Here is an 11,174-nt window from a genome sequence, read left to right on the forward strand (position 1 = left end):
CGGGACCGCGCCGGGCCGGGCCGGGGCCGTCAACCGGGCCGGGGCCGCGCCGGGCCGGAACCGTCAGCCGGTTGGCGCAGCAGCGCGCGACCCGCCCCCGTTCAGCTCCTTGACTTGGCCCGTGGACACCGTCGAGAAGCCCCCGCCGGCCGCCGCACCGGCGGTGAAGCCGCCCGCCGCCGCGTACCGCAACCTGATCGTGGCGACGATCGGCTTCACGCTGACCTTCTGGGCGTGGAACCTGATCTCCCCGCTCGGCGGGGCGTACAAGGACCGTCTCGGGCTCAGCTCCTTCCAGCAGTCGCTGCTGGTCGCCGTCCCCGTGCTGGTCGGCTCGCTGGGCCGCATCCCGGCGGGCGCGCTCACCGACAAGCTGGGCTCGAAGCGGATGTTCCCGCTGGTGTCGGCGCTCACCATCGTGCCCGTCCTGCTGCTGATCCCGGCCCGTGACTCCTATGCGGCGATGCTGGCGGTCGGCTTTCTGCTCGGGCTCGGCGGGACCACGTTCGCCATCGGCATCCCGCTGGTCAACTCCTGGTTCCCGCCCTCGGACGGGGTCTGGCGCTGGGCGTCTTCGGGATGGGCATGGGCGGTGTGGCCCTGTCCGGCTACTTCACGCCCCGGATCGCCGAGCACGGCGAGAACCTGCCCTTCCTGGTGGTGGCGGTGGCGCTCGCGGTGTACGCGGCACTGGCGGCGGTGTTCCTCACCGACCACCCGGACCGCAAGGGCCCCGAGACCTCCCTCGGCCACCGGCTGGGGCAGGCCGGGCGGCTGCGCGTGACCTGGGAGCTGTCGGCGCTGTACGCGATCGGCTTCGGCGGGATCGTCGCGTTCGGCGTCTATCTGCCCACGTACCTGAAGACCTGGTACGAGCTGAGCCCCACGGACGCGGGCACCAAGGCCGCCGGATTCGCCCTGGTGACCGTCGTGTTCCGGCCGATCGGCGGCTGGCTGTCGGACCGGACGCACCCGGCCGTGGTCACGGCCGGGGCGCTGGGCTTCGTCGCCCTGCTGGCCGTTGTGCAGGCCTTCGACCCCGGGCTGGACCCGGTGGGCACGATCGCCCTGCTGTGCATGGCGGCCGGTCTTGGCACCGCGAGCGGCAGCGTCTTCGCGCTCGTCTCGCAGGTCACCCCGCAGCCGCGGGTCGGGTCGGTCACCGGGATCGTCGGGGCGATGGGCGGGCTGGGCGGCTTCGTCCCGCCGCTGGTGATGGGCGCGATCTACAGCGCCAAGGACTCGTACTCCATCGGCTTCATGCTCCTCTCGGACCTGGCCCTGGCGGGGTGCGTGTACGCGTACGGGCGGATGCGGACGCTGCGGCCGACGGCCTGACGGGCCCTGGCCCCGGGCGGGGGGCGGAGCTCGCGTCCCGGTCGGGTCCCGGTCGGGGAACGGCCGGTTCCACGGGGTGGCGGTGCGGTCGGCGGGCCCGGCAGGCCATGATGCCTGGCAGGGTCGCGCCGGCGGGCGCGGCAGGCGACGACTGGAGGTCGACGAGTGAGTGCGCTCTTCCCGGCCCTGACGGACCCGGCCGCGGCCGGCCGTCCGGACCGGACCGCCCTGCGCTTCGGGGACAGGTCCCTCAGCTACCGCGAACTGGCCGGCGCCGCCGGGGCCCTCGCCGCCCGCCTGGGGAGCACCGGCCGGGAGGGCCGGGTCGCGCTCTGGGCGGTGCCCGAGCTGGAGACCGCCGTGGGCGCGGTGGCCGCCCTGCTGGCGGGCGTCCCCGTGGTGCCGCTCAACCCGAGGACCGGACAACGGGAGCTGGCGCACATCCTCGCCGACAGCGCGCCCTCGCTGGTGCTGGCCGCCCCCGGCGCGGAACTGCCCGCCGGGCTCGCGGGCCTGGAGCGGGTGGACATCCCGGTGCACGTCCCGGTGACCGGCGACGGACCCGTGCCCGGCGGTGAGCCCGTGAACGGTGAGGCCCCCGCGTTCGTCGTCTACACCTCCGGGACGACCGGGCCGCCCAAGGGCGCCGTCCTCCCCCGCCGGGCCGTCGCCGCCACCCTGGACGCCCTCGCGGACGCCTGGGCGTGGACCGCCGACGACGTCCTCGTCCACGCGCTGCCGCTGTTCCATGTGCACGGGCTGATCCTGGGGATTCTCGGCCCGCTGCGGCACGGCGGCGAGGTGCGGCACCTGGGCCGGTTCACGCCCGAGGGTGTGGGCCGGGAGCTGGCCGGCGGCGGCACCATGCTGTTCGGCGTGCCGACCATGTACCACCGCGTCGCCGAGTCCCTGGCCTCGGACCCGGAGCTGGTGAAGGCGCTCGCCGGGGCGCGGCTGCTCGTCTCGGGCTCGGCGGCCCTCCCGCTGCCGGACCACGCGCGGATCACGGCCGCGACCGGCCGCCGGGTCGTCGAGCGGTACGGGATGACGGAGACGCTGATGAACACCAGCGTCCGCCCGGACTCCGACGCCCGCCCCGGGACGGTGGGCCTGCCGCTGCGCGGGGTGGACCTGCGGCTGGTGGACGACGACGGGAGCGAGTTCGACACCCGGGACGGCGAGACCATCGGCGAGATCCAGGTCCGCGGGCCGAACCTGTTCACCGGGTATCTGAACCAGCCGGACGCGACCGCCGCGGCCTTCGACGGCGACTGGTTCCGCACCGGCGACATGGCGGTGCGGGAGGCGGACGGCCAGGTGCGGATCGTCGGCCGCCGGGCCACCGACCTGATCAAGAGCGGTGGCTACAAGATCGGCGCGGGCGAGATCGAGAACGTCCTCCTCGACCATCCCGGGGTGCGCGAGGCGGCGGTCACGGGGGCGCCGGACGCGGATCTCGGGGAGCGGGTGGTCGCCTGGGTGGTGGCCGCGGATGCCGCCGCCCCGCCGTCCGCCGAGGAGCTGGGCGCGCATGTCGCCGCCCAGCTGGCACCGCACAAGCGGCCGCGCGAGGTCCGGTTCCTGGACGCGCTGCCGCGCAACGACATGGGGAAGATCATGAAGCGGGCGCTGGGCGATGACTGAGCCGACGAGCAGCGCGACGGGTTCCACGACGCACACGACTACGGGCTCCGCCGGGCCGGGCACCGGGAGGACGGGCGCGCGGAAGGCCGTGGCGCTGGTGGCGGACGCGTTCACGGAGCACGAGGTCGCCGAGGTGCCCGCCACCGACGACGGACCGCTGGGCTGGGAGGGCTACGGCGCGGCCCGCGACCGGGCCGCGCGGCGCACCGGCTCGGCCGAGTCGGTCGTCTGGGGCGAGGCGGTGATCGGCGGGCGGCGCTGCGTCCTGGTCTCCTTCGAGTTCGGATTCCTGGGCGGTTCGCTGAGCGCCCGGGCGGGCGACCGGCTGGAGGCGGCGTACGCGCGCGCCCGGGAGGAGCGCGTCCCGCTGGTCTCGCTGATCGCGACGGGCGGCAGCCGGATGCAGGAGGGCATGATCGCGCTGTCCCAGCTCCAGCGGGTGGCGCGGGCGGCGGTGCGGCTGCGGGAGGCGGGCGTCGCGCACATCGCGGTGCTGCGCGACCCGACGACGGGCGGCGGCTGGGCGGTCCTCGGGGCGGCGGCGGACGTGATCCTCGCGCTGCCCGGCGCACAGGTCGGCTTCGCGGGCTCCCGGGTCCGCCCGGCGGACGCGGACCCGGCCGCGTACACGGCGGAGGGCCAGCTCACGGCCGGCCAGGTCGACGCGGTGGTCCGGCCGGAGGCGCTGCGGGAGGTGCTGGGCTTCTGGGTCACGGCCCTCGGGCACGCGGACGCGGGCGAAGTGCGCGCGACGCCCGGACCGGCGGCGGTGCCGCGGGCGCTCGCCAAGGACCCGGTCCTGCCGCGGTCGGGCTGGGACGCCGTCCGCGCGGCCCGGAATCCGGCGCGGCCGCGTGCGGCGGCCTACCTGGACGACCACTTCGACCGGCGGGAGCCGCTGCGCGGCGACCGGTGCGGCGGGGACGACCCCGGGATGCTGTGCGGGGTCGGGCTGCACGAGGGGCGGCCGGTGGCGTACGTGGCGCAGGCGGGGACGGCGACCCTGCCGTCCGGGTACCGGACGGCCGCGCGGGTGGTGCGGCTGGCCGGCCGCTTCGGGCTCCCGGTGCTGACTCTCGTCGACACCCCGGGCGCGGCGAACGGCGACGCGGCGGAGCGGGCGGCCTCGGGCGCGGCGATCGCGGACCTGTTCACGGCCGTCGCCTCGGCGGCCACCCCCGTGACGACGCTGCTGATCGGGGAGGGCGGCTCGGGCGGCGCGCTGGCCCTGGCCGCGCCGGACAACACCTGGGCCACGCCGGACAGTTACTTCTCGGTGATCGCCCCGGAACTGGCCGCGGCGATCCTCAAGCGCGACCCGTCCCGCGTCGCCCACACCGCCGACCAACTCCGCCTCCGCCCCCAGGACCTGGCCGACCTGGGCGTCATCCGCGGCATCGTGGGCCCGGGGGCACCGCGCTGAGCGGCCCCGCGGGGGCCCGCCGACACCACTGCCCGCGCCGGGCTCACCGCCCGGGGCGGCCTGTCTCCGTGCCCCTGGCTCCGCCCCATGCGGGTGCCCGCCTTCAAGTCCGGGCCACGCCCCGGCTCGTCGCACGGGGGCGGCCCCGTGCCGGCCCCCGTGCGGCGCGCTACCGAGCGTCGCTCGGCGGAGGCGGGCATCCGGCCGGTCCGGCTGCCGGACCGCGCCGGGCGCGGGCACGGCCCGGTCGGCAGGGCCCGGCCCCGCCCGGGCTCACCGCCACCGCGCCCGGCCACGCCCCGGGGTGCGGTCAAGGCGGCCCGGCCGGGCCGCCATTGACGGTCGAACCCGGCGCGCACGGCCGAGCGGTGCCCGGCGGAGATGGGGCGTCCGGCCGACCCGGGCCCGGTCCGCCTGCGTGCCCGGGCCGCGACCACGCAACGCCACAGCGTGGCCGGTAAAGCCGGGCTCCGCCGCGCGCCGCGCAACCGGCCGCCGTCTCCGGGACACCCGGCGCTGCCCCGAACCCACTGCGGGCGGGCTCGGGCGCGGCGTGGCCCACAAGGCCGGGTCTCCGTCACAAGCCACACCGCGGGTGGCCGGGCCGGGCGCCCCCCGGCGCAGCGCCGAGGGGCGAGGCCCGCGCCGGGCGCGGGCACGGCCCGGTCGGCAGGGCCCGGCCCCGCCCGGGCTCACCGCCACCGGGCGGGCGGGGCGCCGATCTGGTGGAGGGGGGCCGCCGCCGGGGCGGAGCGGGACGAGGCCGACGGGTCAGGGGCGTCGGCCTTCTCCGCGAAGGGCGCGTCGCCCGCCGTGCCGGAGGCTCCCGGGGTGCCGGAGCGGGGGGCGCCGTTGGTCGCCCAGCGCTGGGCCGGTGAGTCGTCGCGGACCTTGACGGCGACCGGGGAACCGGCGTCGGGGGCGGCCGGGACGACCGCGAGACCCTCGTTCCAGCGCGGGACGATCTCGCCCTGGAGGGTGAGGTCGTAGCGGACGTCCGCCGCGTCGGGCGCGCTACGGCCGGTGCAGTCGCCGGCGACGAGGATGCCCTCCAGGCTCCGGGAGTCGAGGCAGAGACCCGGAGCGAGGGCGCTGCGCAGCCGGCCGTCCCGCTCGTAGACCCAGCGCTGGCTGGGCGCGGTGGAGCAGGCGGCCATCAGCACGTCGGCGCCCGCGTCCGCCTCGCCGCCCGCGAAGTCGACGCAGAGGTCCGCGTCGATGTTGCGCAGCGCGAGGGTGAGGGGCCCGGCCTGGCTGCCGGCCGAGGTCGCCGAGGGGTCGGGCGCGGGCGTGCCCGGTGTGCCCGGGGCGGTGCCGGTGACCGCCCCGCTGGGGGCCGTGGCGCCCGTGTGGTCGGTCTCGTCGGACCACAGCAGGGAGACCAGGGTGCCGACGAGGACGCCGGTGACGACGACCGCCGTCCCGAGGCCCAGCGCCGTCGGCCCGGGCCGTTCCACCGCGGCGCGCCGGCCGCGCAGCACCAGCTCGGGCAGCGCGGTGCGGGCGGTGCGCACCCGGGCGCGGGCCGCCGGCGCGCCGCCCCGGGCACCCGGCGAACGCGAGTGCCGCCCGCCGCTCCGCCCGGCGGACGCGCCGGGACCGCCGCGGTCCGGCCCGGTGGGCGCGTCCGGTCCGCCGTCCTTCAGCCGGGCCTGCCGGCGGCGGCCGGGCCGGGACCCCAGGTACCCGGCGGCCGCGCCGCCGAGCAGCGCCTCCGCGAGGAGAACCCCGAGGCGTCCGCCCGACTGGTCGAGCTGGTCGGCCGCGTACCCGCAGTAGCGGCACTCGGAAAGGTGCACCTGGATGTCGGGGATGAGGCTTCCGCCGCGGCGCAGTGATATGTCGAGAAGTCGGTTGTAGTGGCGGCATTCGCCGGTGGGCGCGTACTCGCGGTGGGTGCGCACACAGGCGCCCCGGAACTGTTCGCGCGCCTGCTCCAGTTGGTCGGAGGCGAGCCGGGGATCGAGGCCGAGCAAACCGGCGGGTATCGATATGCCTTCGGCCTCGGTCTCGGCATGCCAGAGCAGGACCTGCGCGACCATCGGCATTGCGTGGAAAGCGCGGGAGACCAATTGCCGGTTCTCGGCCGGGGGCTCGGGAATCGACAGTCCGGGGAGCATCGTGGTCACGCGCGGGTCGCGGGCCCACGCCTTGGCGATATGCCGGGTGGTGACCAGCAGCTGCGGGCGGACCGCGCCGCCCACGCCGTTGCGCGCGAGATTGTCGAGCACCTGGGAGAAAGCCGCCGTGGCGAGCATCGACGCGGTTTTCGCGGAGGGTGCGCACAACGCCGCGTAGTCGAAGACCGGTTGCCAGTGCCGGGCGAGCAGCGCGGCGACGGGGTACGCGGACAGGTCGGCGGCGCCGCCGTACAACTCGGCGGCGAGCTCCTCGTCGGAGACCCCCGGAGTGCGGCCCGGCTGGTCGGGGGGCACGCTCCCGGGCGTGCTGGGGTGCTGCATAGACGTCTTTCCATCCATGGCTTTGCGGTGGGGGGTTGCTGTGCGACCGTCGGTTCCGGTCGGCAGCACACCGACGGCCGGCGGAAAGGCGGTCACCTGTTGGTACACACCTTTCCGGGGACGGCGCCCCCTCTTTTGGAGAGGCTCGCCCGCAAAGAATTCGAACGGTTGATCACAATGGCGTCCTGTGGATCACAAGAAGTCTCACCTTGACACAACTGCCCGGCCAGTAACAAGAGTTCCACAAGGCGGCCCAAACGACCCGGCGGACCGGACCGTCCCCGCCCCCGCGGAACCGGTTTCTGGAACACGAGTAAGTACAACAATGGCAGCGCATTCATGGAGAACTCCTTGACGCTTGCCCGAAAACAGTCCACCGGGAAGGGGGTTACCGCGCGAAACCCCCGGTCCGGCGACGGCCGGGCCGGGAACGGTCCGGAAACACGCTCCGGTGACGCGTTTCCGGTGTCCGGACAGGACTACGCTGCGATCCCGGCAAATCGCCACGAAATCACCAGGAAGGGATTCGCCATGGCCACTCGCCTCAACCCGTACATCAGTTTCTCCGGCGACGCGAAGCAGGCGCTGGAGTTCTACCGGAGCGTCCTCGGCGGCGACCTGCGTCTGAGCACCTTCGGCGAGATGAACCCGGACCTCACCGGCGACGAAGCGAACCAGATCATGCACGGAATGCTGGAGACCCCGGCCGGCTTCACCCTGATGTGCGCCGACACACCGCCCGGGATGCCCCACTCCCCCGGCACCAATTTCGCGGTGAGCCTCAGCGGCGACAACGCGGACGAGCTGAAGGGCTACTGGGAGAAGCTCTCCGCCGACGGCACCGTGACGGTTCCGCTGGAGAAGCAGATGTGGGGCGATGTGTTCGGCATGTGCACGGACCGGTTCGGCATCGCGTGGATGGTCGACATCCACGAACCGCAGGGCTGAGCCCTCGCGCCACGGGACGTACGGGCCAGGCCGGCGGGTCAGCGGAGCGGGGCGGTCCAGGTGAGCCGGGTGCCGCCCTCCTCGGGCGCGGCGAACTCGAAGGTGCCGCGCACCGCCCGGGCGCGTTCGGCGAGGTTGGCCAGACCGCTGCGCCGCCCCTCGCGCGGGATGCCCCGGCCGTTGTCCGTGACCGTGAGGCGCACCTCCTCGGCCGTCGCCCGCAGGACGACGTCGACCCGGGTCGCGTGGGCGTGGCGGGCCGCGTTGCTCAGCAGCTCCGCGAGGGCGGCGACCACGTGGTCCGCGACACCCGGCGGGACGTCCGTGTCGAGCAGCCCCTCCATGCTCAGCCGGGGCGGGAAGCCGAGCGCGGTCACCGCGTCCCCGACCGCGCGGGACGCGCGGGCGCGCAGGCTGGGGGCGGGCCCCTCGTCCCGGGTCCGCAGCCCGAAGACGGTCGACCGGATGATCTTGATGGTCTCGTCCAGGTCGTCCACGGCCCGGCTCACGCGCTCGGCCGCGCCCGGGTGGTCCACCAGGCGGGCCGCGCTCTGGAGGGTCATCCCGGTGGCGAACAGGCGCTGGATGGCGAGGTCGTGCAGATCGCGGGCGATCCGGTCGCGGTCCTCGAAGAGGACGAGCTGCTCGGCGTCCCGGCGGCGTTCCGCCAGTTCGAGGGCGAGGGCCGCCTGACCGGCGAAGGCTTCGAGGGGTTCCAGCTCCGCCTCGGCGAACACGGGCCGGCCGGCGTCGCGCACCAGGACCAGCGCGCCGCCGGCCCCGGACCCGAGCGGCACGGCCACGGCGGGACCGGGACCGGGGCCTGGTTCCGGCCCGGCACCTGGTTCCGGGCCGGGCCCCGGCCCGGGGCGGGGGGCTGCCCCGGGTTCCGCGCCGGGCCCGGGACCGCGACCGGGTTCCGCACCGGGGCGGACCACCGCGTGCGGGTCCCCCGCGAAGCGGTCGTCCTCCGCCAGGCACCCGGAGACAACCGGCGCCCCGGCCGCGCGGGCCGCACCCGCGAGGGTGCCCTCCGCCGGCGCCGTCCGCCCCTGGAGGGCGTCGTCGCCCACCGAGACCTCCACGGCCAGGTCGTCCGCACCCTTGACCGGAACCACGACGGAGGCGAGGCGGGCCCCGGCGATCTCCCCGGCCCGGCGCGCGATCAGCTCCAGCACCTCGTGGCGGGCGCCGCCGGAGAGGAGACGGTTGGTCACCTCGGCGCCCGCGCGCAGCCAGCGCTGCTGGCGCTGCGAACTCTCGTACAGGCGCGCGTTGTCGATCGCCACGCCCGCCGCCACCGAGAGGGTCGTGATGACCGCCTCGTCCTCCGCGTCGAACTCCAGCCCGCCCCGCTTGTCGGTCAGATAGAGGTTGCCGAACACCTCGTCCCGCACCCGGACCGGCACCCCGAGGAAGGTCCGCATCGGGGGGTGGTGCGCCGGGAAGCCGTACGAGGCGGGGTGGGCGCCGAGGTCGCCCAGGCGCAGCGGTTCCGGACGGCGGATCAGCTCGCCGAGCAGCCCGTGCCCGGCCGGCAGCGGCCCGATCCGCTCGCGCTGTTCGGGTGTCATCCCGGAGGTCAGGAACTGCGACAGGGTCCGGCCGTCCGGTCCGATCACCCCGAGGGCCCCGTACCGCGCGTCCACGAGCTGGGCGCCGGCCTCCACGATGCGCCGCAGCACCTGGGAGAGGTCCAGTTCACGGCCGACGGAGACGACGGCCTCCAGCAGGCTGTGCACCCGGTCCCGGGTGCCCCGGACCGCGTCGATCCTGACCTGGAGCTCCTCCAGGAGTTCGTCCAGCCTCATCCGAGGCAGCGGCGACAACGGCGGCTCCACGCCCACGACTCTTCTTCCCTCCGCCCCCGAGCCCCGACCCCTGCGGGGCCCACCCTAACGAGCGGTGGGAGGGGCGGCGGCGGGCACCGGCGAGAACGCGTCGTGCCCGCCCCGCGCAGAGCGGGACGGGCACGACGGCACCGGCCGGGCGCGGACCGGGGGACGGTCCTCCGCGCCCGGCACGGGTCTCAGGGGGGTGCGCACCGCCTCCGGCGTCACGCGGCCGGGGAGCGGCACGGGCTGCCGGGTGCCCGGGCCCGGCGGCCCGTGCCCGTGCGGCCAAGGCTCGCGCGCCGGGGCTCAGACGGCCCGGGAACGGCACGGGCACTGGGTGCCCGGACCCCGGCGACCCCGGCCCGGCCGGCCCGGGCTCACGCGGCCGGGGCTCAGACGACCCCGGTCCCCCGCGGCCCGGCCCGGCGGACCCGGGCTCGCGCGCCCCCGCGGCTCAGGCGTGCGGGACAACCGCCACCGGGCAGCGGGCGTGGTGCAGCACCGCATGCGCGGCCGAGCCGATCCGGGTGCCGACCGGGCCGCGCCGGGCACGCCGCCCGACGACCATCAGCCCCGCCGACGCGGACTGCTCCAGCAGCACCTGCCCCGCGCTGCCGATCTCCACGTGCTCGACGACCTCCACCTGCGGGAAGCGCTCGCGCCAGGGGGCCAGCGCCTCCCGCAGCGCCTTGCGCTCGTACGGCTCCAGGCCGCCCGCGTCGTCGATCAGGGACAGCCCACCGGGGCTCCAGGTGTAGACCGGCGGCAGGCTCCAGGCGCGCACCGCCCGCAGCGGGACGCCCCGGACCGCCGCCGCCTCGAAGGCGAAGCCCAGCACATCGGCGCTCTCCTCGGCGGACCCCTGCTGACCCACCACCACATCGCCGTCCGGGGTGAGCAGATGGTTCTCGTCCTCGGCGCGCACGGAGACGACCGGGCCCGTGGCGTTGGCGATCACCTGCTGGCCGTAGGAGCCCAGCAGGAACCCGAGCAGCGCGCCGTGGCCCCGGGTGCCCAGGCAGAGCACCGCGGCCCGGCCGGACTCGGCGACCAGGGCCGCGACCGGGGTGTCGGGCAGGATCTCGGACCTGACGTCCAGGCCGGGGTGCCGGTGCGTCACCCGCTCCTCGGCCTCCCGCAGAACGGCCCGCGCGGACTCGGCCTCCGCGTCCCGGTTCTGGAGGACCGGGATGTCCAGCGGCTGCCAGAGCCAGGCGTGCACGATGCGCAGCGGCAGGCCGCGCACCTGTGCCTCCCCGGCGGCCCAGTCGGCCGCCGCCAGGCTCTCGGGCGAACCGTCCACCCCTACAACTACGGCGCGAGTCATGGAATCTGCCTCCGTACGACGACACGGGTGCCGGCCCCTCGACCGGTCGCTGCGTCCAGCTTCCCGGGACGCGCGCCGCCGGGGGAGGGCCGATCGGCCCTGCCGCGTGGTCCGTTCGGCACACGGGCGCCTCCTGCGGGCGGGCCGGCATCCGCTCGCCTGCCCGCCCCGTGCGGCTCGCACACACGTGCCCCGCC

The 11,174-nt window shown here is 76.2% G+C and carries 6 protein-coding genes and 1 pseudogene; 4 read left to right on the forward strand and 3 right to left on the reverse strand.

Annotated elements, in window-relative coordinates; genetic code table 11:
* The first annotated feature begins 121 nt into the window (after window positions 1-121).
* The 3 genes and pseudogenes from ABZ457_RS17440 (at window position 122) to ABZ457_RS17450 (ending at window position 4,405) form a co-directional block, all read left to right on the forward strand.
* Window positions 122-1,338, forward strand: a pseudogene (locus ABZ457_RS17440) (MFS transporter).
* Between the two features lie 165 nt (window positions 1,339-1,503).
* Window positions 1,504-2,982 (forward strand): acyl-CoA synthetase, encoded by a 1,479-nt coding sequence (locus ABZ457_RS17445; RefSeq protein WP_359158440.1) that lies wholly within the window; start codon window positions 1,504-1,506, stop codon window positions 2,980-2,982.
* Complete coding sequence (locus ABZ457_RS17450; protein WP_359158441.1) at window positions 2,975-4,405, forward strand: carboxyl transferase domain-containing protein; 1,431 nt, start codon at window positions 2,975-2,977, stop codon at window positions 4,403-4,405. The genes ABZ457_RS17445 and ABZ457_RS17450 overlap by 8 nt, the downstream gene beginning before the upstream one ends.
* 692 nt (window positions 4,406-5,097) lie before the next feature.
* Here ABZ457_RS17450 and ABZ457_RS17455 read toward each other — a convergent pair.
* The gene (locus ABZ457_RS17455) at window positions 5,098-6,867 is read right to left on the reverse strand and encodes an RICIN domain-containing protein (RefSeq protein WP_359158442.1); all 1,770 of its coding nucleotides are present in this window, start codon (window positions 6,865-6,867) and stop codon (window positions 5,098-5,100) included.
* A gap of 531 nt (window positions 6,868-7,398) precedes the next feature.
* On the opposite strand from ABZ457_RS17455, the gene ABZ457_RS17460 reads away from it, so the two are divergent.
* On the forward strand, window positions 7,399-7,815 hold the full coding sequence (locus tag ABZ457_RS17460) for a VOC family protein (RefSeq protein WP_359158443.1): 417 nt from the start codon (window positions 7,399-7,401) through the stop codon (window positions 7,813-7,815).
* A gap of 38 nt (window positions 7,816-7,853) precedes the next feature.
* Here ABZ457_RS17460 and ABZ457_RS17465 read toward each other — a convergent pair whose 3' ends face one another.
* Window positions 7,854-9,626 (reverse strand): GAF domain-containing sensor histidine kinase, encoded by a 1,773-nt coding sequence (locus tag ABZ457_RS17465; protein WP_359158484.1) that lies wholly within the window; start codon window positions 9,624-9,626, stop codon window positions 7,854-7,856.
* Window positions 9,627-10,104: 478 nt separating this feature from the next.
* A complete protein-coding gene (locus tag ABZ457_RS17470; protein ID WP_359158444.1) occupies window positions 10,105-10,977 on the reverse strand; it encodes a universal stress protein in 873 nt (290 codons plus the stop codon).
* Between the last annotated feature and the right edge of the window lie 197 nt (window positions 10,978-11,174).

Origin of the sequence: Streptomyces sp. NPDC005805 (assembly GCF_040630445.1) — a bacterium.
Classification (GTDB): Bacteria; Actinomycetota; Actinomycetes; order Streptomycetales; family Streptomycetaceae; genus Streptomyces.